This is a genomic window from Klebsiella sp. 54, assembly GCF_018223875.1.
Lineage (GTDB): Bacteria > Pseudomonadota > Gammaproteobacteria > Enterobacterales > Enterobacteriaceae > Klebsiella > Klebsiella quasipneumoniae.
This window is the reverse complement of record NZ_JAGRRA010000006.1, coordinates 287231-311370: the sequence shown is the minus strand read 5'-3', so window position 1 is coordinate 311370 and position 24140 is coordinate 287231. Positions and strand designations below refer to the sequence as shown.

General features: G+C 57.8%; 21 protein-coding genes and 1 other RNA gene. 6 read left to right on the top strand and 16 right to left on the bottom strand.

The features are described from left to right. Window positions 1-178: 178 nt before the first annotated feature. The 6 genes from gcvH to KHQ24_RS16320 form a co-directional block, all read right to left on the bottom strand. The gene (gene gcvH, locus KHQ24_RS16345; RefSeq protein ID WP_002916479.1) at window positions 179-568 is read right to left on the bottom strand and encodes a glycine cleavage system protein GcvH; all 390 of its coding nucleotides are present in this window, start codon (window positions 566-568) and stop codon (window positions 179-181) included. 24 nt (window positions 569-592) lie between these two features. Continuing rightward, complete coding sequence (gene gcvT, locus KHQ24_RS16340) at window positions 593-1687, bottom strand: glycine cleavage system aminomethyltransferase GcvT (protein WP_004205303.1); 1095 nt, start codon at window positions 1685-1687, stop codon at window positions 593-595. Window positions 1688-2110: 423 nt separating this feature from the next. Further along, window positions 2111-3313, bottom strand: coding sequence for an FAD-dependent 2-octaprenylphenol hydroxylase (gene ubiI, locus KHQ24_RS16335; RefSeq protein WP_004205302.1), 1203 nt, complete (start codon window positions 3311-3313; stop codon window positions 2111-2113). 10 nt (window positions 3314-3323) lie between these two features. Beyond that, window positions 3324-4502, bottom strand: coding sequence for a 2-octaprenyl-6-methoxyphenyl hydroxylase (ubiH, locus tag KHQ24_RS16330; RefSeq protein WP_108450855.1), 1179 nt, complete (start codon window positions 4500-4502; stop codon window positions 3324-3326). Further along, window positions 4499-5815 (bottom strand): Xaa-Pro aminopeptidase, encoded by a 1317-nt coding sequence (gene pepP, locus KHQ24_RS16325; RefSeq protein ID WP_023319121.1) that lies wholly within the window; start codon window positions 5813-5815, stop codon window positions 4499-4501. Before pepP ends, ubiH begins: the two co-directional genes overlap by 4 nt. Window positions 5816-5838: 23 nt before the next feature. Then, window positions 5839-6417: a YecA family protein gene (locus KHQ24_RS16320; protein WP_002916486.1), complete on the bottom strand. Its 579-nt coding sequence runs from the start codon at window positions 6415-6417 to the stop codon at window positions 5839-5841. A gap of 166 nt (window positions 6418-6583) precedes the next feature. Here KHQ24_RS16320 and zapA point away from each other — a divergent pair, with 166 nt between their 5' ends. The 3 genes from zapA to KHQ24_RS16305 all read left to right on the top strand — a co-directional run bounded on the left by zapA (window position 6584) and on the right by KHQ24_RS16305 (window position 7834). Beyond that, complete coding sequence (gene zapA, locus KHQ24_RS16315) at window positions 6584-6913, top strand: cell division protein ZapA (RefSeq protein ID WP_004205298.1); 330 nt, start codon at window positions 6584-6586, stop codon at window positions 6911-6913. A gap of 41 nt (window positions 6914-6954) precedes the next feature. Further along, a non-coding RNA gene (ssrS, locus tag KHQ24_RS16310) (6S RNA) lies at window positions 6955-7138 on the top strand. Window positions 7139-7237: 99 nt separating this feature from the next. Further along, on the top strand, window positions 7238-7834 hold the full coding sequence (locus tag KHQ24_RS16305) for a 5-formyltetrahydrofolate cyclo-ligase (protein WP_004205297.1): 597 nt from the start codon (window positions 7238-7240) through the stop codon (window positions 7832-7834). A gap of 83 nt (window positions 7835-7917) precedes the next feature. Here the strand turns inward: KHQ24_RS16305 and serA are convergent, their stop codons facing one another. Together serA and rpiA are read right to left on the bottom strand one after the other, a co-directional pair. Beyond that, window positions 7918-9150, bottom strand: a complete 1233-nt coding sequence (serA, locus tag KHQ24_RS16300; protein WP_043520934.1) for a phosphoglycerate dehydrogenase — start codon at window positions 9148-9150, stop codon at window positions 7918-7920. A gap of 269 nt (window positions 9151-9419) precedes the next feature. Beyond that, entirely contained in the window at window positions 9420-10079 is a 660-nt protein-coding gene (gene rpiA, locus KHQ24_RS16295; RefSeq protein ID WP_049118980.1) for a ribose-5-phosphate isomerase RpiA, read from the bottom strand. Window positions 10080-10246: 167 nt separating this feature from the next. Between rpiA and argP the strand changes: the two genes are divergently transcribed. Continuing rightward, window positions 10247-11140 (top strand): DNA-binding transcriptional regulator ArgP, encoded by an 894-nt coding sequence (argP, locus tag KHQ24_RS16290; protein ID WP_002916497.1) that lies wholly within the window; start codon window positions 10247-10249, stop codon window positions 11138-11140. A 54-nt stretch (window positions 11141-11194) separates the two neighbouring features. Here the strand turns inward: argP and KHQ24_RS16285 are convergent, their stop codons facing one another. The 7 genes from KHQ24_RS16285 to tkt form a co-directional block, all read right to left on the bottom strand. After that, window positions 11195-11962, bottom strand: a complete 768-nt coding sequence (locus KHQ24_RS16285) for an oxidative stress defense protein (RefSeq protein WP_004205295.1) — start codon at window positions 11960-11962, stop codon at window positions 11195-11197. A gap of 89 nt (window positions 11963-12051) precedes the next feature. After that, window positions 12052-12687: an arginine exporter ArgO gene (argO, locus tag KHQ24_RS16280; RefSeq protein ID WP_004205294.1), complete on the bottom strand. Its 636-nt coding sequence runs from the start codon at window positions 12685-12687 to the stop codon at window positions 12052-12054. Window positions 12688-12838: 151 nt separating this feature from the next. Continuing rightward, window positions 12839-13696 (bottom strand): small-conductance mechanosensitive channel MscS, encoded by an 858-nt coding sequence (locus tag KHQ24_RS16275; RefSeq protein ID WP_017899785.1) that lies wholly within the window; start codon window positions 13694-13696, stop codon window positions 12839-12841. Window positions 13697-13886: 190 nt separating this feature from the next. Then, entirely contained in the window at window positions 13887-14966 is a 1080-nt protein-coding gene (fbaA, locus tag KHQ24_RS16270; protein WP_004205292.1) for a class II fructose-bisphosphate aldolase, read from the bottom strand. Between the two features lie 97 nt (window positions 14967-15063). Next, window positions 15064-16227, bottom strand: a complete 1164-nt coding sequence (gene pgk, locus KHQ24_RS16265; protein ID WP_004205291.1) for a phosphoglycerate kinase — start codon at window positions 16225-16227, stop codon at window positions 15064-15066. Window positions 16228-16266: 39 nt separating this feature from the next. Next, a complete protein-coding gene (gene epd / locus KHQ24_RS16260; protein WP_211777358.1) occupies window positions 16267-17295 on the bottom strand; it encodes an erythrose-4-phosphate dehydrogenase in 1029 nt (342 codons plus the stop codon). Between the two features lie 386 nt (window positions 17296-17681). Then, window positions 17682-19673 (bottom strand): transketolase, encoded by a 1992-nt coding sequence (gene tkt / locus KHQ24_RS16255; RefSeq protein WP_017899782.1) that lies wholly within the window; start codon window positions 19671-19673, stop codon window positions 17682-17684. Window positions 19674-19952: 279 nt separating this feature from the next. On the opposite strand from tkt, the gene KHQ24_RS16250 reads away from it, so the two are divergent. After that, window positions 19953-20711 (top strand): M48 family metallopeptidase, encoded by a 759-nt coding sequence (locus tag KHQ24_RS16250; RefSeq protein ID WP_211777357.1) that lies wholly within the window; start codon window positions 19953-19955, stop codon window positions 20709-20711. Between the two features lie 377 nt (window positions 20712-21088). After that, window positions 21089-22357: an OprD family outer membrane porin gene (locus tag KHQ24_RS16245; RefSeq protein ID WP_211777356.1), complete on the top strand. Its 1269-nt coding sequence runs from the start codon at window positions 21089-21091 to the stop codon at window positions 22355-22357. A gap of 136 nt (window positions 22358-22493) precedes the next feature. Here KHQ24_RS16245 and KHQ24_RS16240 read toward each other — a convergent pair whose 3' ends face one another. After that, the gene (locus tag KHQ24_RS16240; protein ID WP_211777355.1) at window positions 22494-24134 is read right to left on the bottom strand and encodes a thiamine pyrophosphate-binding protein; all 1641 of its coding nucleotides are present in this window, start codon (window positions 24132-24134) and stop codon (window positions 22494-22496) included. Window positions 24135-24140: the final 6 nt, after the last annotated feature.

Genomic DNA, 24140 nt, shown 5'->3' with positions numbered 1-24140 from the left:
ATCGTGATTGTCTGACTGGTTTGCCCGGCAAGCGCTGATGCTTACCGGGCCGGAATACGCAAAATCATTCGCGCTGCAGGAAGGCGGCGACACAGCGACTCCCCGGGAGCTTACAAAAGTAAGTGACCGGGGGGAGCCAGGAAGCCAACGCCCCTGCAGCGTGAAGGATGACGCGTATTTATTCGTCTTCTAACAGAGCTTCATAGGCGGCGGCATCCAGCAGCGCGGCAACCTGCGCTTCGTCGCTGGCTTTGATCTTGAAGATCCAGCCGTCGGTGTACGGGTCGCTGTTGACCAGTTCCGGCGAGTCGTTCAGCTCTTCGTTAACGGCAACGATTTCACCGCTAATCGGGGCATAAATATCAGAAGCCGCTTTCACGGATTCGGCAACCGCGCAATCGGCGCCCGCTTCGACGGTGGCGCCCACTTCCGGCAGATCAACGAATACCATATCGCCCAGCAGCTCCTGCGCATGCTCGGTGATCCCGACGGTATAGGTGCCGTCCGCTTCTTTTCGCAGCCATTCGTGTTCTTTGCTGTATTTCAGTTCTGCTGGTACGTTGCTCATCAATTCATCTCCAAAAAAGGGAAATCACACAATGGCTTTGCCATTGCGTACAAAACCAGGTTTAGTCACTTTTACCGGCATTTCACGGTTACGAATTTGCACCACCGCGGTGTCGCCAATCCCGGCCGGCACGCGAGCCAGCGCGATGCTGTAGCCCAGCGTCGGCGAGAAGGTGCCGCTGGTGATAATGCCTTCTTTTTGGTTACCGTCGCTATCGGTAAAACGCACCGGCAGGCCGCCGCGCAGGACGCCTTTCTCAGTCATCACCAGGCCAACCAGCTGTTCGGTGCCCTTTTCACGCTGCATCTCCAGCGCTTCGCGACCGATAAAGTTACGATCCGCCGGTTCCCAGGCAATAGTCCAGCCCATATTCGCCGCCAGCGGAGAGACGCCTTCGTCCATCTCCTGGCCATACAGGTTCATTCCGGCCTCCAGGCGCAGGGTATCGCGCGCGCCGAGACCGCATGGCTTAACGCCAGCGTCCAGCAGACCGCGCCAGAAATCCGCCGCCTGCTCGTTCGGCATGGCGATTTCATAGCCCGCTTCGCCGGTATAGCCTGTGGTGGCGATAAACAGCTCGCCGGCCTGCACGCCGAAGAACGGCTTCATACCTTCCACGGCCTGACGCTGCGCGTCGGTAAACAGCGTCGCCGCCTTCGCTTTCGCCTGCGGACCCTGGACCGCGATCAGCGACAGATCGTCGCGGACGATGATTTCGAGGCCGTAAGGTTCAGCTTGTTCGGAAATCCAGGCGAGGTCTTTTTCGCGGGTGGCGGAGTTAACAACGAGGCGGAAATAATCTTCAGAGAGGAAATAGACAATCAGGTCGTCGATGACGCCGGCGGAGGCGGTCAGCATGCCGGTGTAGAGCGCTTTGCCTGGGGTGGTGAGCTTCGCCACGTCGTTGGCCAGCAAATAGCGCAAGAACTCTCTGGTCCGGCTGCCATGGAAATCAACGATGGTCATATGCGACACATCGAACATGCCTGCGTCGCCGCGCACCGCATGGTGCTCATCAATCTGGGATCCGTAATGCAGCGGCATCATCCAGCCATGGAAATCCACCATGCGCGCGCCGCACAGCGTGTGTTGTTCATACAACGGAGTCTGTTGAGCCATCTTTTCCTCATCGAATAAAAACGGAACCAGCCACAAGATTGTCGGCGATTTTTCGCCACGAAATCGGGTGTCGGCATCGCTGACGAACGCCGACGCAAACGTTCTCTTTTGCCTGAACTTACCACCGAACCCGGCACTAAACCATAAGCTCATTCAGGGCATCACATTAGCTTATGACTAAAATCCGCCGAAAAGCCTACAGAGTTATTGACTGGAAAAAAGCGATTTATGCCACATAAAATTAACATTAAGGCGGCACTGATTAGGGAATGATGGTGTTTTGTGCGATTTTATCGTCCTAATTTCTTTAACAAAAAAAAGGACACATTAATAAATCTAATGCGAAAAAAGAGGTGAAATTAGAATATTTCAAATGAGGGGGAAAACCCGGCGCGCAGGCCGGGTGAAAGAAGTGTGACGCGGTTAACGTAACCAGGCTGGCAGATCGTTGAGGCCCATCGCCTGGCGAATCAGCTGCGGTTTCACGCCCGGCAGCGTATCGGCCAGTTTCAGCCCCATGTCGCGGAGGAATTTCTTCGCCGGATGGCTACCGGAAAACATGTCGCGGAAGCCCTGCATGCCCGCCAGCATCAGCGCGGCGCTGTGCTTGCGGCTACGCTCGTAGCGGCGCAGATAAAGATGCTGGCCGATATCCTTGCCCTGGGCGTGCAGGCGCTTCAGTTCGTCAATAAGCTCGGCGGCATCCATAAAGCCGAGATTGACGCCCTGCCCGGCCAGCGGGTGGATGGTATGCGCGGCATCGCCGACCAGCGCCAGGCGGTGGGCGGCGAACTGGCGGGCATAGCGGCCGGTCAGCGGGAAGACTTCACGTGCGCTTTCCAGCTGGCAGAGGCCAAGGCCATTATCGAAGGCGATATTCAACGCCTGATTAAAGGTGGCTTCATCAGCCTCCTGCATCCGCTGCGCCTCCGCCGGCGACAGCGACCAGACGATCGAGCACAGATGCGGATCGCAGAGCGGCAGGAAGGCGAGGATCCCGTCGCCATGGAACGCCTGGCGGGCCACCGCCTGATGCGGCTCAGCGGTACGGATGGTCGCCACCAGCGCATGATGATGGTAATCCCAGAAAGTCAGCGGAATATCGGCTTTATTGCGCAGCCATGAATTGGCACCATCGGCGCCGATCACCAGCCGCGCGGTGAGCATGCTGCCGTCCTGCAGGCTGAGAAAGGCTTCATTCTCGCCCCACGCCACCTGCTGCAGTTGCGCAGGCGCCAGCAGGGTGACGTCGGCGCAGCGCTGCGCCTTCTGCCACAGCGCATAATGCACCACAGCGTTTTCAATAATGTGGCCCAGATGGCTGAAGCCCATGCTCTGGTCATCAAAGCTAATGCGGCCGAAGCTGTCTTTGTCCCACACTTCCATGCCGTGATAGCAGCTGGCGCGCTGGGCGACGATCTCTGACCAGACGCCGATGCGGGTCAGTAGCTTTTCGCTGGCGGCGTTAATTGCCGACACGCGCAGCGCCGGCGGCGCATCGGCGGCCAGCGGCTGCGGCTCCGCTTTCTCCAGCACCGCGACGCGCAGGCCGCTGCCCTGTAAACCGCAGGCTACCGCCAGCCCCACCATTCCACCGCCAACAATGGCAACATCAACACTTTGCACGTTCTACTCCTTAACGGGGAACCCAACCGAGGGTACGCTGCGCCAGCGCATCGCGCGCCGGGGTAAATAATTCCATGGCCATCAGACCGACATTGCGCCCCGCCACCAGCGGCGCCCAACGGTTGGCAAACAGATGCACCAGCCCATCGGTCACACCGATGGTGGTGGCTTTATCCCCTGCCCTGCGCGCCTGATAGCGACACAGCAGCGGATAATGGCCGACATCTTCGCCGCTGAGATGGGCGTCAGCGAGCTGCTCCGCCAGGCTCATCACATCGCGCAGGCCGAGATTAAAGCCCTGCCCGGCAATCGGGTGCAGCGTCTGCGCCGCGTTGCCGACCAGCGCCAGGCGGTGCGACACCGCGCGGCTGGCGGTGGTGAGAGCCAGCGGATAGACGCTGCGCTTCCCGGCGTGAGTAATGCGCCCCAGCCGCCAGCCGAACGCCTGCTGCAGCTCCTGACAAAAACGTTCGTCAGACCAGCTCAGCACCTCATCGCGGCGCGACTGCGGATGACACCACACCAGCGAGCAGCGCCCTTGCGACATCGGCAGCATCGCCAGCGGGCCATGCTCGGTAAAACGTTCGAACGCGCGGCCTTCGTGGGGCAGCGCGGTGCTCACGTTGGCGATAATCGCCAGTTGCTCATAGGGCTGCTGTTGCCAGCTGATGCCGCAGCGGGCGCCCAGCGACGAACGCGAACCGTCCGCCGCCACCAGCAGCTTACCGCTGATCGTTTCGCCCCCCTCAAGGGTAAGGCTGACGCTCTCCTGGCTGCGACTGACCGCTGCCACTTTCGCCGGGCAATGTAGCGTCACGCCCGGCGCCTCGCGCAGCAGGCTAAACAGTCGCTGGCCGACATCGTGGAGTTCAACCACCTGACCCAGCGCCGACAGGCTATAATCCGCCGCCGCCAGATTCACAAAACCAGCATGGCCGCGGTCGCTGACGTGTACCCGCTGGATAGGCGTCGCCCGCTCGGCGAGACGTTGCCAGACGCCGATGCGCGCCAGTTGCTGGCAGGTGCCGGCGGCCAGGGCGATCGCCCGGTCGTCGAAGCCGGGATGGCGAGCCGACTGGGGATCCTGCGCCTCAATCAGATGGACCGGCAGCGCGCCGCCGGTCAAACGGGAGATGGCCAGGGCGAGCGTCGCCCCGGTCATCCCGCCGCCGACGATCAGCACGCTCATGACTGGCGCGCCGCCGCCATCAGCGCCTCGATCTCATCCGCCTTCTTCACCACGCCGGCGGTGAGATTTTCGTTGCCGTCTTCAGTAATCACGATGTCATCTTCAATACGGATGCCGATGCCGCGATACTGCGCCGGCACGTCGGCGTCGGCGGCGATATACAGCCCCGGCTCGACGGTCAGCACCATCCCCGGCTCCAGGACGCGCGAACGGTCGGTGTCGTAGTGGCCGACATCGTGTACATCCAGCCCCAGCCAGTGGCTCAGGCCATGCATAAAGTAAGGGCGATGGGCGTTGTTGGCGATAAGCTCGTCAACCTCGCCTTTGAGGATCCCGAGCCGCACCAGGCCGGTGATCATGATGCGCACCACTTCCTGATTCACCTGGCAGATTGAGGTGCCCGGGCGGTAGAGTTCCAGCGCGGTCTCCAGCGATTCCAGCACGATATCGTAGATTTCGCGCTGCGGCTGGCTGAATTTGCCGTTCACCGGGAAGGTGCGGGTAATGTCGCCGGCGTAGCCGCGATACTCGCAGCCGGCGTCAATCAACACCAGATCACCGTCGCGCAGTTCAGATTCATTTTCGGTGTAGTGCAGAATGCAGCCGTTTTCGCCGCCGCCAACGATGGTGTTATAGGAGGGGAAACGCGCGCCGTGGCGATTGAATTCATGAAGAATTTCGCCTTCCAGCTGATACTCGAACATGCCTGGGCGGCATTTTTCCATCGCCCGGGTATGGGCCAGAGCGCTAATTTCACCGGCGCGGCGCATCACGGCCAGCTCTTCCGCCGATTTGAACAGGCGCATCTCATGCACAATGGGCCGCCAGTCGATGACCGAGTTCGGCGCCTGCAGGTTCTGGCGCGAGCCTTTGCGTAGTTTTTCGAGGGCGTTGAACACAATCTGATCGGCATAGGCATATTCGCCCTGGGCGAAATAGATAGCGTCCAGACCGTTGAGCAGCTGATACAGCTGCTGGTTGATTTCGCTGAACGCCAGCGCCCGGTCAACGCCAAGCTTCGCCGGCGCGGCCTCCTGGCCCAGACGGCGACCGAACCAGATCTCAGCGGTCAGATCGCGAACCCGGTTGAACAGCACGCTATGGTTGTGGGTTTCATCGCTTTTAATCAACACCAGCAGCGCTTCCGGTTCGTTGAAGCCGGTGAAGTACCAAAAATCGCTGTTCTGCCGGTAGGGATATTCCGAATCTGCACTGCGCACCGCTTCCGGTGCGGCAAAAATCAGCGCCGCGCTGCCTGGCTGCATCTGCGCCAACAGCGCCTGGCGACGCGAGAGAAATTCCTGCTGAGTCATGACGCCCCCTGAACGAATTTTAGTTAGTGTAATGTCGGTTTGCGGACTTCCGGTGCGGTTGGCTGCTGACGCGCAAAGGTGTCGTGGCACAGCAGTGCGGCAACGCGGACATACTCGATAATCTCCTCCAGAGACATCTCCAGCTCTTCCTGATCTTCGTCTTCATCGTAGCCCAGCTGGGCAATATTACGCAGATCGTCAATCGCTTCCCCGGTTTCGTCTTTCACTTTATCCAGCTTCGGCTGGCTCACGCCAAGGCCAAGAAGGAAGTGGTTGACCCAGCCGGCGAGAGCGTCGGCGCGATCAAAGACGCTCACCGCATCGCCTTCCGGCAGATACAGTTGAAAGAGGAAGCCGTCGTCATCCAGTGAGTCGCTGATGGCGGAATGCATGTTACGCAGCGCCTGGGCCAGCTCATGGCCGAAGGCGAGACCTTCGTTGGTCAGGTCGTGCACCAGCGGCTGCCAGCTGCTGTCCGTGTTGCCGCCGCACAGCAATCCGCTGATCAAACCGTGCATCTCGGCCGGGGTAAGCCCTACCCCTTGTTGGTTCAGTAACTGGTCTACATCGTTGTAACCAGGCATTTCGTTCTGTATAGACATGCGCATTCGTCATCGTTGGGAGGAATATTCATGGTATGCTACCACTTTGGACCCTGGTGAACCAGAATAGGGCTTGTATCTTCGCACCAGGGTAGCTATAGTGTCGCCCCTTCGCAGACCCGGGTCAGGGTGTGAAGGCAGCGCAGTCAATCAGCAGGAAGGTGGCATGTCTGCACAACCCGTAGATCTCCAAATTTTCGGCCGTTCACTGCGAGTGAATTGCCCGCCTGAACAAAGGGATGCCCTGAATCAGGCAGCTGAAGACCTTAATCAGCGGTTGCAAGATTTAAAAGAACGCACTAGAGTCACAAATACTGAGCAGCTGGTCTTCATCGCCGCGTTGAACATCAGCTATGAGTTGACTCAGGAAAAAGCGAAGACCCGCGACTACGCTTCCAGCATGGAGCAGCGCATTCGCATGCTTCAGCAGACCATCGAGCAAGCATTGCTTGAGCAAGGTCGCATAAGCGAAAGACCAGGGTCGAAGTTTGAATAACACTTTGCAGTTAACTGTGTTAGAGTAACTCCAGGAACAAAATTTCTCTGAGATGTTTGCAAGCGGGCCAGTCCCCTGAGCCGATATTTCATACCACAAGAATGTGGCGCTCCACGGTTGGTGAGCATGCTCGGTCCGTCCGAGAAGCCTTAAAACCGTGACGACACATTCACCTTGAACCAAGGGTTCAAGGGTTACAGCCTGCGGCGGCATCTCGGAGATTCCCTTCCTCACTTCGCATTATTCCCCCACACCTGTTTTCGGCTGACGCCGCACTGTATTACACTGCTTTCTATTGTTTCGCCTGCTCGCCATGAGACCTGCATGACCCTACAGCCCGATACCCTGCTTTCCCGCCAGCATATTCGCCAGCAGATCCGCGAGCGTCGACGCGCGCTCAGCCCTGAGCAACAGCGGCAGTTTGCCCTGCAGGCCGCAGAGCGAATGATGGCCTGGCCGCCGGTGGTTCTCGCCCACACCGTGGCGCTGTTTCTCTCCTTTGACGGCGAGCTGGACACCCAACCGCTGATTGACCAGCTCTGGCGGGCCGGCAAGCGGGTGTATCTCCCGGTGCTGCATCCGTTTAGCCCCGGTAACCTGTTGTTTTTACATTACCATCCGCAGAGCGAACTGATAGTGAATCGCCTGAAGATCCGTGAACCGAAGCTCGACGTGCGCGACGTGCTGCCGCTCGCTGATCTCGATGTGCTGGTCACCCCGCTGGTGGCCTTCGATGCCGGCGGACAACGGCTGGGGATGGGTGGCGGTTTTTACGACCGGACGCTGCAAAACTGGCAGCAGTATCGCCTGCAGCCGGTGGGCTACGCGCACGACTGCCAGCAGGTGGACACCCTGCCGAGCGAAGAGTGGGATATTCCGCTGCCGGCGGTGATCACCCCGGGCAAAACCTGGTGTTGGTAGGTACGTGGGGAGAAGAATTTCTGCCTGGAAGGTGTTAACAAAAAAACGGGCAGGCACGCGACCTGCCCGAGAGGCAAAAATGGTTAGAACAGCAGACGGGCGCGGATAGTCCCCGGAATCGCTTTCATCGCCTGCAGCGCCTGCTGGGCAACATCTTCTTCCGCTTCGATATCAATAACCACGTAACCCATCTGCGGCGACGTTTGCAGATACTGGGCGGCAATATTGATGCTCTGCGCGGCGAAGATCTGGTTGATGGCGGTCAGGACGCCCGGCCGGTTCTCATGGATGTGCAGCAGACGGCGTCCACCGTGCAGCGGCAGAGAAACTTCCGGGAAGTTGACCGCCGACAGGGTAGACCCGTTGTCAGAGTACTTCGCCAGCTTGCCGGCCACTTCCAGACCGATGTTCTCCTGCGCTTCCTGAGTGGAGCCACCGATATGCGGCGTCAGGATCACGTTATCAAACTCGCACAGCGGCGAAGTGAAGGGGTCGCTGTTGGTCGCGGGTTCGGTCGGGAAGACGTCGATCGCCGCCCCGGCCAGATGCTTACTCGCCAGCGCATCGCATAGCGCCGGAATATCCACCACGGTACCACGGGAGGCGTTGATCAGCAGCGCGCCCGGCTTCATCAGCGCCAGCTCTTCCGCGCCCATCATATTTTTGGTGGAGGCGTTTTCCGGCACGTGCAGGCTAACCACATCACTCATGTTCAGCAGGTCGGAGAGATGCTGTACCTGAGTGGCGTTGCCCAGCGGCAGTTTGTTTTCAATATCATAGAAGAAGACATGCATCCCCAGCGATTCCGCCAGAATGCCGAGCTGGGTGCCGATGTGGCCGTAACCGATAATCCCCAGTTTCTTGCCGCGCGCTTCAAAGCTCCCCACCGCCAGCTTATTCCATACGCCGCGATGCGCCTTGGCGTTGGCTTCCGGCACGCCGCGCAGCAGCAGCAGCAGCTCACCGATCACCAGCTCGGCCACCGAACGGGTATTGGAGAAGGGCGCGTTAAACACCGGAATACCGCGTTTCGCGGCGGCGTCCAGATCGACCTGGTTGGTACCGATGCAGAAGCAGCCGACGGCAACCAGTTTTTCCGCCGCGGCGAAAATCTCTTCAGTCAGGTGGGTACGGGAACGCAGGCCGATGAAATGGGCATCACGGATCGACGCTTTCAGCTGTTCGGAATCCAGCGCGCCTTTATGAAATTCAATGTTGGTGTAACCTGCCGCGCGAAGGCTATCGATTGCCTTTTGATGCACACCTTCAACCAGCAGAAATTTAATCTTGTCTTTTTCCAGTGATACCTTAGCCATTTCCCCGTCCTGTTTTGTCTTAACTGATGTCGTGCTGAACGAAAGTTCGTCTCAGCAACATATCAAAAAAAACTATCGCGGCAATATGAACGTTTGCGTCGCTGTCCTGAAGAAATGTCATTCAGAAGGAAATGGCAGGACAAAACACCAGAAAGATAATGAACGGTAGCGCGTTAATCAGAATGGTTGCACAAATGTGACAGAAGTCACTAAATTGCGCCAGGTGAAAAAATATTTGCGAGGGAGCCGGTTGGCTCCCTACGGACAGACTATTTTACGATGGTTTTCACACCGTCAGCGGTGCCGATCAGCGCCACGTCGGCGCCGCGGTTGGCGAACAGCCCCACGGTCACGACGCCAGGAATGCCGTTAATCGCGTTTTCCAGCGCGATAGCATCGAGAATTTCCAGGCCGTGCACGTCAAGGATCACGTTGCCGTTATCGGTCACCACGCCCTGACGGTATTCCGGACGGCCGCCCAACTTGATCAGCTGGCGCGCCACGGCGCTGCGCGCCATCGGAATGACCTCAACCGGCAGCGGGAATTTACCCAGAATATCGACCTGCTTGGAGGCATCGGCGATGCAGATAAATTTATCCGCTACCGAGGCGATGATCTTCTCACGGGTCAGCGCCGCGCCGCCGCCTTTGATCATCTGCATGTGGCCGTTGATCTCATCCGCGCCGTCAACGTAGATCCCCAGGCGATCGACGCTGTTGAGATCGAAGACGGTGATCCCGAGGCTTTTCAGCTTCTCGGTGGAGGCATCGGAGCTGGAAACCGCCCCTTCGATTTGCCCCTTCATGGTGCCCAGCGCGTCAATAAAATGGGCCGCCGTCGAGCCGGTGCCTACGCCCACAATGGTCCCTGGCTGTACGTATTGCAGCGCCGCCCAACCTACCGCTTTTTTCAGTTCATCCTGCGTCATAATTATGGTCCGAGATGTGAATGCCTGTGGCGCATTATAGAACATCGACAGTGGAAATGTCCCTGCGATGCAGATCACACAACAGAGCAGACCAATTTCGTCTGTATCAAATAAAAATTTATGTCATAGTGCGAGATAACGATTAGTTATGGGGGCACGCCAGAATAATGAAACGACCGGACTACAGGACACTACAAGCGCTGGACGCGGTGATTAGAGAACGAGGATTTGAGCGCGCCGCGCAGAAGCTATGTATTACCCAGTCCGCCGTCTCACAGCGTATTAAGCAACTGGAAAATATGTTCGGCCAGCCGCTGCTGGTACGTACCGTGCCGCCGCGCCCAACCGAGCAAGGGCAAAAATTGCTGGCGCTGTTGCGCCAGGTTGAACTGCTGGAGGAAGAGTGGCTGGGGGACGAGCAGACTGGCTCCACGCCGCTGCTGCTGTCGCTGGCGGTGAACGCCGACAGTCTGGCGACCTGGCTGCTGCCGGCGCTGGCTAATGTGCTGTCGGACTCCCCTATTCGTCTCAACCTGCAGGTGGAAGATGAAACCCGCACCCAGGAACGCCTGCGCCGTGGCGAAGTGGTCGGCGCGGTAAGTATCCAGCCACAGGCGCTGCCAAGCTGCCTGGTGGATCAGCTCGGCGCGCTCGATTACCTGTTTGTCGCCTCAAAAGAGTTTGCGCAACGCTATTTCCCCAACGGCGTAACGCGCTCGGCGCTGCTGAAAGCGCCGGTCGTCGCTTTCGATCATCTGGATGATATGCATCAGGCATTTCTGCAGCAAAACTTCGACCTGCCGCCGGGTAGCGTCCCCTGCCATATCGTCAACTCGTCGGAAGCCTTCGTCCAGCTGGCGCGTCAGGGCACCACCTGCTGCATGATCCCCCATCTGCAGATCGAAAAAGAGCTCAACAGCGGCGAGCTTATCGACCTCACTCCCGGCCTGTTTCAGCGCCGTATGCTTTACTGGCACCGCTTTGCCCCGGAAAGCCGCATGATGCGCCGGGTGACCGATGCGCTCATCGACTACGGCCACAAGGTGCTGCGTCAGGATTAAGCCGCGGGCATAAAAAAAGCCACTTCGCTGAAGTGGCTTTTTTATTTCTATCGCTTACTGGGCCGGTTTCGGCGCTTCAGCCGGTTTCGCCGGCGTGGCCGGGGCCGCGGCCTGCGCCGGCTGCAGTTCAAACACGACGTCGACCTGGTCGTCAAACTGGATGGTGGCCTGCTCGTAGGTTTCCTGGGCGGAAACCGGCGCAGCGTCAGCGGCCTTCATCATGCGAACCATCGGGCTCGGCTGATAATTAGAGACGTGGTAGCGCACGCTGTACACCGGACCCAGCTTGCTGTGGAAACCTGCGGCCAGCTCCTGCGCCTGATGCACGGCGTCGTCGATCGCCGCTTTACGCGCTTTATCTTTGTAGGCGTCCGGTTGCGCAACGCCCAGCGAGACGGAGCGAATTTCGTTCAGACCGGCTTTCAGGGCGCCGTCCAGCAGACCGTTGAGTTTATCCAGCTGGCGCAAGGTCACTTCGACAGTGCGCACCGCGCGATAGCCTTTGAGAATGCTTTTCCCGTTCTGATAGTCGTAATCAGGTTGGGTGCGCAGATTCGCCGAGTTGATGTCTTTTTTCGCAATGCCGCTCTTTTCGAGGAAAGAGAGGTATTGCGCAACGCGATCGTCAGCCTGTTTTTTTGCCGATGCGGCATCTTTTGCCGCCACGTTCACTTCGATCGCCAGGGTGGCGATATCCGGAACCGCAGCAACGCTTGCTGTGCCTGAAGTCACAATATGCGGACCGTCCGGCAATTCGCTGGCCTGTGCCGCCATCGTGCTAAATCCGAGTGTTGCCGCCAGGGCTAAGACTTTTAACTTCACTGTCGTTTCTCCATGTTACTTAAATCGCCCTTACGGGACGCATGCCAGCAAGCTTAGCGCGTACAGCGGGAAAGTCCATCGGACAACGCTTAGTTGAGCAACGCCTGGATATGGCCGACGCCCTCTTTTGCCAGCTGAAACGCAATAAACCACATGACGGCGCCGACCACAATGTTGATGATCCGCTGGGCTCTGGCGGTACGCAGCCGCGGCGCCAGCCATGCGGCCAACAGCGCCAGACCAAAGAACCACAGGAAAGAGGCGCTAATGGTTCCCAGCGCAAACCAGCGCTTCGGCTCCATCGCCAGCTGGCCTCCCAGGCTGCCCAACACCACAAAGGTATCCAGATAAACGTGCGGATTCAGCCAGGTGACCGCCAGCATAGTGATAATGATTTTCCAGCGCCCCTGCTGCATCACCTCGGCGCTGGCGAGCTCAAGATTCTGGCTGAACGCTGTTTTCAATGCGCCAAAGCCGTACCACAGTAAAAAGGCCACGCCGCCCCAGGTCACGAGCGCCAGTAGCCAAGGGGACTGCATCAGCAGCGCGCTGCCGCCAAAAATGCCGGCGCAGATCAGCAGCAAGTCGCTGACGGCGCACAGCAAGGCAATCATCAGGTGATACTGACGACGGATCCCCTGGTTCATCACGAAAGCATTTTGGGGGCCAAGCGGCAAAATCATTGCCGCCCCCAGGGCAAGGCCCTGAAAGTAATAGGTAAACATGAGGATTTTTCCGCTGTGTTCGAGAGTGGCGCTGACTATAACGCGAATAAATTATTAGCGGAAATTGAAAGTATTAATCATTAATAAGCAAAGCTAATAATGAGCCATTAAAAAAGGCCGGCATCGCCGGCCTGAGTCACTGAGTGGCGGTTTACTCGGCTTTTTCCGGCAGACGCACCACATGAACATCCATCTGCGGATAAGGGAAGCTGATGCCGTTGGCGTCAAATTCACGCTTGATGCGCTCGAGGATATCCCAGTAGACGTTTTGCAGATCGCTGCTTTTGCTCCAGACGCGCACCACGAAGTTCACCGACGAGGCGCCGAGTTCGTTCAGGCGAACCGTCATTTCCCGATCGCGCAGAATACGATCGTCAGATTCGATAATCGAGGTCAGGAGCTGCTTCACCTTGTCGATATCGGCATCGTAAGAGACGCCGATAATAAACTCATTGCGGCGCGCCGGTTCACGGGAGAAGTTAATGATGTTGCCGGCGATGATTTTGCCGTTCGGCACCACCACCACTTTACCGTCGGCGGTACGCAGGGTAGTGGAGAAAATCTGTACGTTAAGCACCGTACCCGCTACACCACCAAGGTCGACATACTCGCCGGCGCGGAAAGGGCGGAACATCACCAGCAGTACGCCAGCCGCGAGGTTAGACAGTGATCCCTGCAGCGCCAGACCGACGGCTAAACCCGCGGCGCCCAGCACCGCAATGACCGAGGCGGTCTGCACGCCCACGCGTCCCAGGGCGGCAATCAGCGTAAAGGCGATAACCGCATAGCGCACCAGCGCGGAGAGGAAATCGGCAACGGTGGCGTCAATTTTACGCGCCAGCATCAGGCGGTTGACGGTATTAGAGACGACGCGCGCCACGATCATCCCGACGATCAGGATAGCGATAGCCGCGACGATGTTGACGGCATAGCTCAGCAGCAGCTCCTGGTTGCGTGCCAGCCACGTCCCGGCGTGGTTGATGCTATCGACAACGTTCAAATCTTCCATTTAACATTCCTTATGAATCCCCCAGGGGGAAGTAAATAACTCAGCCTGCGACAGGGCAGTCAGGTTATAGGGTAAACAATAAGTGCACGTTTTGCCAAATGGATCACAGTTTTCTGCTGAGCTATCCTGTTGTTAAGATAATAAAAAAGCCCGCATTGCTGCGGGCTTCGGGGTAAGAAACAGATTTTTCTTACAGAACGTCGATCGCGTTCAGCTCTTTAAATGCCTGCTCCAGACGAGTCACCATGGAAGTCTGTGCAGCACGCAGCCATACGCGCGGGTCGTAGTATTTCTTGTTCGGCTGGTCTTCGCCTTTCGGGTTGCCCAGCTGGCCCTGCAGGTAAGCTTCGTTCGCTTTGTAGTACTGCAGGATACCGTCCCAGGTTGCCCACTGGGTGTCGGTATCGATGTTCATTTTCACTACGCCGTAGCTGACGGAGTCTTTGATTTCCTGAGCGGAAGAACCGGAACCGCCGTGGAAGACGAAGTTCAGGCTGTTGTGCGGCAGGTTGTGTTTCTTGGAAACATATTCCTGAGAATCGCGCAGGATAGTCGGGGTCAGAACGACGTTACCCGGTTTGTACACGCCGTGTACGTTACCGAAGGAAGCGGCGATGGTGAAGCGCGGGCTGATTTTGCTCAGCTCGGTGTAAGCGTAATCCACGTCTTCCGGCTGGGTGTACAGGGCGGAAGCGTCCATGTGGCTGTTGTCCACGCCGTCTTCTTCGCCACCGGTGCAACCCAGTTCGATTTCCAGGGTCATGTCCATTTTGGCCATGCGCGCCAGGTATTTAGAGCAGATTTCGATGTTTTCGTGCAGGGACTCTTCAGACAGGTCGATCATGTGAGAAGAGAACAGCGGTTTGCCGGTAGCGGCGAAGTGTTTTTCACCCGCGTCCAGCAGGCCGTCGATCCACGGCAGCAGTTTCTTCGCGCAGTGGTCAGTGTGCAGGATAACCGGCACGCCGTAGTGCTCAGCCATCTGGTGCACGTGGTGCGCGCCAGAGATAGCGCCGAGGATAGCAGCACCCTGAGGAACGTCAGTTTTCACGCCTTTACCTGCGATGAACGCTGCGCCGCCGTTAGAGAACTGAACGATAACCGGAGAGCGTACTTTCGCAGCAGCTTCCAGAACGGCGTTGATGGAGTCAGTCCCTACGCAGTTTACCGCCGGCAGTGCAAAGTTGTTTTCTTTCGCTACCTGGAACACTTTCTGAACGTCGTCGCCAGTGATGACGCCCGGTTTTACGAAATCAAAAATTTTAGACATGTTACTTAGTCCTGTATCTGTATCTTCGACCGTTGAAGAAGGTTCGCGAGCCCTTAAGCGCGCTGAAAAACAGGCGGGTTTCCCCGCCTGAACTGAATTACTGCTTAGCGCGCTCTTCGAGCATCGCTACTGCCGGCAGGACTTTGCCTTCGACGAATTCAAGGAACGCGCCGCCGCCAGTGGAGATGTAGGAAATTTTGTCAGCGATGCCGAACAGGTCGATCGCTGCCAGGGTGTCACCGCCGCCGGCGATGGAGAAACCTTCGCTGTCCGCGATAGCGTTAGCCACGATTTCAGTCCCTTTACGGAAGTTCGGGAATTCGAATACGCCAACCGGGCCGTTCCACAGAATGGTTTTGGCGTTCTTCAGAATTTCAGCCAGTTTCTGTGCGGAAACGTCGCCAAGGTCCAGGATCTGCTCATCATCTTTGATGTCGTTAACAGATTTCAGAGTCGCCGTTGCGGTTTCGGAGAACTCGGTCGCGACGCGAACGTCAGTCGGAACCGGGATATCGCAGGTGCTCAGCAGGCGCTTGGCTTCATCAACCAGGTCCGCTTCGTACAGGGATTTGCCGACGTTGTGGCCCTGGGCGGCAACGAAGGTGTTAGCGATACCGCCGCCGACGATCAGCTGGTCAGCGATTTTAGACAGGGAATCCAGCACGGTCAGCTTAGTGGATACTTTAGAACCACCGACGATAGCGACCATCGGACGAGCCGGCTCTTTCAGCGCTTTACCCAGCGCGTCCAGTTCAGCGGCCAGCAGCGGGCCTGCGCACGCCACGTCAGCAAATTTGCCGATACCGTGGGTGGAAGCCTGCGCGCGGTGCGCGGTACCGAAGGCGTCCATCACGAACACGTCGCACAGCGCGGCGTATTTTTTGGACAGCGCTTCGTCGTCTTTTTTCTCGCCTTTGTTGAAGCGAACGTTTTCCAGCACCACCAGCTCGCCGGCAGCCACTTCAACGCCGTCCAGGTAGTCTTTAACCAGACGTACCGGGTTGGACAGTTTGTCTTTCAGGTAATTAACAACCGGCAGCAGAGAGAATTCTTCGTTGTACTCGCCTTCGGTCGGACGACCCAGGTGGGAGGTTACCATCACTTTCGCGCCCTGCTTCAGCGCCAGTTCGATGGTCGGCAGAGATGCACGGATACGCGCGTCGCTGGTTACTTTCCCGTCTTTAACTGGTACGTTCAGATCCGCACGGATAAAAACGCGTTTACCAGCCAGATCCAGATCGGTCATCTTAATTACAGACATGGTGAATCCTCTCGTTGATTCATAAAGTTTTGTCGACGTTTACGCGTCGAACCTGAAACCAATAGCCGCCATCGCTAACGTCGTGTCGAGCATTCGGTTAGCAAAGCCCCATTCGTTATCGCACCAGACCAGCGTTTTGATCAGATGCGCGCCACTGACCCGGGTTTGCGTGCCATCAACAATAGCACTGTGCGGATCGTGGTTAAAATCTGTCGAGACCAACGGTAATTCCGTATAGTCAACTATACCATGAAATGCACCTTGTGCTGCTTTTTGCAGCAACTGGTTGACTTCACATGCTTTTACCGGTTTTTTAACCGTCACGCTCAGGTCAATTGCCGTCACGTTTATCGTCGGCACCCGCACGGCAATCGCTTCAAAACGGTCGTTAAACTGCGGGAAAATACGGGTTATCCCTGCCGCCAGTTTGGTATCCACCGGAATGATCGACTGGCTGGCCGCGCGGGTACGCCGGAGATCCGGATGATAGGCGTCAATCACCTGCTGGTCATGCATCGCCGAGTGAATGGTGGTGACGGTGCCGGACTCGATGCCATAGGCATCATCTAACAGTTTAATGATCGGAATAATGCAGTTGGTGGTACAGGAGGCGTTGGAGACAATACGGTGCTCGGCGCGGAGTTCATCCTGATTGACGCCATACACCACCGTCGCGTCGAGGTCGTTGCCGCCGGGATGGGAGAAGAGCACTTTCTTCGCCCCCGCCTGCAGGTGCACCTCACCGTGCTCACGGCTTCCGTAAACGCCGGTGCAGTCGAGCACCACGTCTACCGCCAGCTCGCGCCAGGGCAGCGCCGCTATGGTCGGCTCGTGCAGCAGACGGATGGCATCATCGCCAACAAACAACTGCTCGCGCTCCTGACGAACATCCCAGGCGAAACGGCCATGGCTGGTGTCATATTTCAACAAATGCGCGATGCCCGCAGCATCCGCCAGCTCATTGATTGCCACCACGGTGATTTCCGCACGGCGCCCGGATTCATATAGCGCACGAACCACATTGCGTCCAATACGACCGAAGCCATTAATCGCGATGCGAATGGTCATAGATCTCCTGCAAGGCTGTCCCTGTGATGAGGTGGCTGACAGAGTAATCCAGCTACGCTCTGAGGGAAACCTTACCAGCTGCAAACTGCGACTGATTGATTAATTGTCGAACATTTAAACGACTGAAACGCTTCAGCTAGAATAAGCCAAACGAGGAATAAAAGGAATGTTTGTCCAGCGCAATAAACCAGCTATATGACTCACATCACATTTTTGCTGGAATAATTTACAACCGTATTACATGGTTCAGGAATAGCAGATACAAAAAAGCCGGGTGACGAGGTAAAAGCAAAAACGGTAACCATTGGGTTACCGTTTTTGGTGCTTGCCCCCTCTCCTGTGGGAGAGGGTTGGGGTGAGGGCATTAGCCCGCACCGTACCAGAGATTACAGCAGCGCTTTCGCTTTAGCGACCACATTGTCGACGGTGAAGCCGAACTCTTCGAACAGCTGCTCAGCCGGCGCAGACTCACCGAAGGTGGTCATGCCAACGATAGCGCCGTTCAGGCCAACATATTTGAACCAGTAGTCAGCGATGCCCGCTTCCACGGCAACGCGCGCGGTCACGGCTTTCGGCAGTACGGATTCACGATAAGCCGCATCCTGCTTGTCGAACGCGTCGGTGGACGGCATGGAGACCACGCGCGCCTTCACGCCTTCGGCGGTCAGTTTGTCCCACGCGGCAACCGCCAGCTCAACTTCCGAACCGGTGGCGATGAAGATCAGCTCCGGCTGGCCGGCGCAATCTTTCAGCACGTAACCGCCGCGGGCCACGTTCGCCAGCTGCTCTGCGGTACGCTCCTGCTGCGCCAGGTTCTGACGGGACAGGATCAGCGCGGTCGGGCCGTCCTGACGCTCAACGCCATATTTCCACGCAATCGCGGATTCCACCTGGTCACACGGACGCCAGGTGGACATGTTCGGGGTCACGCGCAGGGAAGCCACCTGCTCTACCGGCTGGTGAGTCGGGCCATCTTCGCCCAGACCGATGGAGTCATGGGTGTAGACCATCACCTGACGCTGCTTCATCAGCGCCGCCATACGTACCGCGTTACGCGCATATTCCACGAACATCAGGAAGGTGGAGGTGTACGGCAGGAAACCGCCGTGCAGCGCGATACCGTTGGCGATAGCGGTCATACCGAACTCACGCACGCCGTAGTGAATGTAGTTACCGGCAGTATCTTCGTTGATCGGCTTAGAACCAGACCACAGGGTCAGGTTAGATGGCGCGAGATCTGCGGAGCCACCGAGGAATTCCGGCAGCAGCGGACCGAACGCTTCGATGGCGTTCTGAGAGGCTTTACGGCTGGCGATTTTCGCCGGGTTGGCCTGCAGCTTCGCGATGAACTCGTTGGCTTTCGCGTCGAAGTCAGACGGCATCTCGCCTTTCATACGACGGGTGAATTCGGCGGCTTCCTGCGGGAAAGCTTTGGCGTAGGCAGCGAACTTCTCATTCCAGGCCGCTTCTTTCGCCTGGCCAGCTTCTTTGGCATCCCACTGCGCATAGATGTCAGACGGGATGTCAAACGGCGCGTGTTTCCAACCCAGCGCTTCGCGGGTCAGGGCGATTTCGGCGTCGCCCAGCGGCGCGCCGTGGGAGTCGTGGGTACCGGCTTTGTTCGGCGAACCGAAACCGATGATGGTTTTGCACATCAGCAGGGACGGTTTGTCGGTAACCGCGCGCGCTTCTTCTACCGCGCGTTTGATGGCGTCAGCGTCGTGACCGTCAACGCCGCGCACCACGTGCCAGCCGTAGGCTTCAAAGCGTTTGGCGGTATCGTCGGTGAACCAGCCTTCAACGTGGCCGTCGATGGAGATGCCGTTGTCATCATAGAAGGCCACCAGTTTGCCCAGCTTCAGGGTACCGGCCAGGGAGCACACTTCGTGAGAAATGCCTTCCATCATGCAGCCATCGCCCATGAAAGCGTAGGTGTAGTGGTCGACGATGTCGTGCCCCGGACGGTTGAACTGCGCCGCCAGAGTTTTCTCGGCGATAGCCATCCCGACCGCGTTAGCGATACCCTGGCCCAGCGGACCGGTAGTGGTTTCTACGCCCGCGGTGTAGCCGACTTCCGGGTGGCCCGGCGTTTTAGAGTGCAGCTGGCGGAAGTTTTTCAGCTCTTCAATCGGCAGATCGTAGCCAGTGAGGTGCAGCAGGCTGTAAATCAGCATCGAACCATGGCCATTGGACAGTACAAAACGGTCACGGTCAGCCCAGGCCGGATTGTTCGGGTTATGGTTCAGGAAATCACGCCACAGCACTTCGGCAATGTCAGCCATACCCATCGGGGCACCCGGGTGGCCGGATTTGGCTTTCTGTACAGCGTCCATGCTCAGCGCACGAATAGCGTTAGCAAGCTCTTTACGTGAGGACATTTTGACTCCAGTTCGGACTGTTGAAGGCCATGCCCTTAACGACTTGACGAGAGCGCGTTTTGGGCTACGCCGGAAAAAAGTGTGAACAATGTAACCCAAGCGACAAGTCATGTACATGGAGCATCCTTTTGCCCTTTAAGAAATCTCTGGAACAGGTTGTGCTACGCCGGAATCCGCTCGCCCGTATCCTGCGATACTCTTTATAATTTACGCAGAATACGGTTCCCTGCCGTCGCCGTATTGTCGGATAAACAACCATAAGATTGTGGAAGATAAAAAATGAAAATTCGCTCAACCGTACTTGCTCTTGGGATCGCAGCAACGCTCACCGGATGTCAGAACATGGACTCCAACGGTCTGCTCAGCTCAGGGGCCGAAGCCTTCCAGGCATACTCCCTCAGCGACGCGCAGGTGAAAACCTTAAGCGACCAGGCCTGTAAAGAGATGGACGCCAAAGCGAAAATCGCCCCGGCCAGCAGTGAATACAGCCAGCGGCTGAACAAAATCGCGGCTGCGCTGGGCGATAACATCAATGGTCAGCCCGTGAACTACAAGGTCTATGAGACCAAGGATGTCAACGCCTTCGCCATGGCCAACGGCTGCATCCGCGTCTACAGCGAGCTGATGGATCTGATGAACGATAATGAAGTCGAGGCGGTGATCGGCCACGAAATGGGCCACGTCGCGCTGGGCCACGTGAAGAAAGGGATGCAGGTTGCCCTGGGCACCAACGCCGTGCGCGCGGCGGCGGCCTCCGCCGGCGGCATCGTCGGCAGCCTGTCCCAGTCGCAGCTCGGCGATCTGGGTGAAAAACTGGTGAACTCGCAGTTCTCCCAGCGCCAGGAATCGGAAGCGGACGACTACTCTTACGATCTGCTGCGTAAGCGCGGCATCAATCCGTCGGGACTGGCCACCAGCTTCGAAAAACTGGCCAAGCTGGAAGCCGGCCGTCAGAGCTCCATGTTTGACGATCACCCGGCATCGGAAGCCCGCGCGCAGCATATTCGCGATCGCATGAAGGCCGACGGGATTAAATAACCGCCAGCGGGAGGCATGTCTGCCTCCCTTTTTTATCTACCAGTAAAAATATTTAGCCGCATCAATTGATAATTTAAGCGCACAAACCGTTAATTACGATTGCACCTCGTCGCAGCCAATTATTTTATATGCTGTTACTCAGCAATATATTATTTGGTAAATGAAAAACGGCGTACGCAATCCGCCTTTCAGAACCGGGTTCGACCAAATATTAAATAGTCCACCCCTCTTCGCCAAACGCAGCCAGCGCGCGCCACACCGCTTGTTTCCTGCCGATACCATTGCTCACACAATGATTGCTTTCGACATTATTTCAGGAGAATATCGCGATTGCAGTGATTCCCTTGAATATATCGACAGACAGAGAAGTGCCCTCAGTGAAAAAAGAATTACCATTCATCGCACTTGGCATTATTGCCGCCGCACCGGCTTTCGCCAGCCAACAATCGACCAGCCAGGGCTTTATTGACGACAGTCATCTGGATCTCTTTTTACGTAACGCTTATATCAAACGCGATTATCGCGATGGGCTGCCGGATAAAGCCGAATGGGGCCAGGGAATTATCGCCACCTTCGAGTCCGGCTTTACTCAAGGGCCGGTCGGCTTCGGCGTTGACGGCATTGCGCAGTACGCCGTGCGCCTCGACGGCGGCCGCGGCCGTAGCGGCGCGGGCGGTATCGACTTTTTCGCCCAGGATGACGACGGCCGGGCAAAATCCGACCTCGCGAAATTCGGCGCCACCGGCAAAATGCGCTTTTCGAATACCGTGCTCAGCTACGGCAGCCAGCGCCCAATGCTGCCCATCGTCTACGCCGACGACTCGCGGCTGCTGTACGAGAGCTATACCGGTACCATGCTGACCTCAAGAGAAATCGACGGTCTGGACATTAACGCCGGCTACCTGACCGATCAGCAGCGTAAAAGTGACGACAGCCACAACAGCGGTCTGAAAAGCCTCACCTTCGGCGGGGCAAGCTACCGGTTCAACGACCAGCTCAGCGGCGCGCTGTACGCGTCGCATGTCGAAGATGTGCTGAACAAACAGTATCTTGGCCTCAACTTTAAGCAGCCGTTCGCCGCCAGCCAGCAGCTGATTCTCGATTTCAACGGCTATCACTCACGTCTGGATCAAGAATATGCCGATGCCAATGACACCGGACGCAGTAACAACATCTGGAGTCTGGCCGCCAGCTATATCTGGGATATTCACACCTTTAAAGTCGCTTACCAGCAAAGCAGCGGCAGCACCGGCTACCACTATGGCGGCTACCAGAACCAGGGCGGCGTCGGCGATGGCGGGAACACCATCTGGCTGGCCAACTCCTACTGGTCTGATTTTAACGGGGAAGATGAACGTTCCTGGCAGGCATCGTACGGACTGGATTTTGCCGGGCTGGGGCTACCGGGGCTGACCTGGACCACCGCCTACGTGCGCGGGGATAACATTAAAACGTCAGAGACCAGCAACGGCAAAGAACACGAATGGTTCAATCAGGTTCAATACCAGGTGCAAAACGGGGCGGCGAAAGATTTGAAATTCAGACTCCGGTATTCGGTACTGCGGGTTTCCAGCAACGCCAGCGACTATAACGTCAGCGGCAATGAAGTGCGGTTCTACGTCGAATATCCGTTTAACGTGTTTTAAGCACGTCATGAACCCTCTCCTGCGGGTCGGCCCTCTCCCGGCGCGCAGGAGCAACCGTCCGGCGCCTTGATTAACCCCCTGTGCCGTACGGTACCCTCTCCCCGGAAGGGAGAGGGTTGGGGTCACTGGGTTATCATTAATACAGCGTCTTCTGCGGCGGGCCGGCAAAGCGCAGCGCGCCAATCTGGCCCATCTTCACTTCCACCACCGATGGCCCCGGCATCGCCAGCGCCTCGGTCATCACCGCCTGAAAATCCTCAGCCCGATCCACGCTCCACGCCTGCAGACCCATCGCCTGCGCCAGCAGGGTAAAGTCCGGCGTGTGCAGCTCGTTGTAATACTGGCGACCGCCAAAGTACTTATCCTGAATACCGCGCATTACGCCGTAGCCGCCGTCGTTCATAATCAACAGCGTCACGTTGGCCTTCTCCTGCGCCAGAGTCGCCACTTCGCCAAGGTTCAGGCTCAGGCCGCCGTCGCCGACCAGGCCGACCACTTTCCGTTGCGGATTGGCAATCGCGGTGCCCACCGCCATCGGCAGCCCCATACCGATGGCTCCGGCCAGAGAATGGATATTCATCAGCGGACCGTGAGCGCGGAACAGACGGCTGCCCCACAGGCTGCCGGAAACGGTAATATCGCGCACCAGAATGCCGTCATCGGGCAGCGCCTGCGCAATCGCGTCATTCAATTTAGCGTAAGCGCCGCACTGGTCGCGCAGCCCCTGCTCCGCCGCCTCTACCGCCGCTTTAAGTTGGCTATCCCAATGCGCATCGCCCCACATCCGGCCCTGTACCCGCTTCGCCAGCGCGTCTAATAAAGCGCGGCAGTCCGCCACCAGCGTGTTGTCCATCAGGTAGTTACGGCTGGCCGCCGCCGGGTCGATATCAATCTGCACCCTCGGCGTGGGCAGCGCCAGCGTCCACGAGCGCGTTTCGTTGCTGCGCAGCCGGGAACCGGCCACAAGTGTGAAATCACATTGTGAAATCAGCGCTTCAACCGAGGGAGAATTATGAAACGCGCGCAAGCTGGCGCGATGGCTGTCTGCCAGAATGCCGCGGCCGTGGGTGCTGGAGATCACCGTCACCCCGGCATCCGCCAGCGTCTTCACCGCCTCGCCGCTCTCTAACGCGCCGCCGCCAAGCCACAGCAAGGGCCGCTTCGCCTGCTTAAGCTGCGCCCACAGCGCATCGACCATCGCCGGTTCCGGCTCAACCGCCGGAGCGCGTTTCAGCGGCGCGGTCAGCAGTGAAAACGGTATTTTGGCGCTCTGAATGTCGATTGGGATCTCCACCGAGACCGGGCCGCACGGCGGCGTCTGCGCCTCCTGAATCGCCTTATGCAGGATAGCCACCGCCTGGTTGGCGTTGCTAATGCGGTAAGCGCGCTTCGAACTGGCTTTCAGAAAGGTCAACTGATCGCGGGTTTCGTGAATAAAACCGGTGTCGGCGTCCAGCCAGGCTTTTTCGACCTGTCCGGTCAGGTGCAGCAGCGGCGTACCGGCGTTCATCGCCTCAACCAGCGCGCCGACCGCATTACCCGCCCCCGCGCCGGTACTGGTCAGCGCCACGCCGAGCCCTGAAAAACGGCCGTGGGCGTCAGCCATGGTCACCGAGCCCGCTTCACCTCGCGCCGGAACAAAGCGGATTTTTTCCCGCTGGCCGACGGCATCGGCGATCGGCAGGTTATGGATAGAAATGACGCCATAAATGGCTTCAACGTGATACTGCTCCAGCGTTCTGGCGATGGCATCGCCGACGGTTATCATTTCGCTCATTGCTCA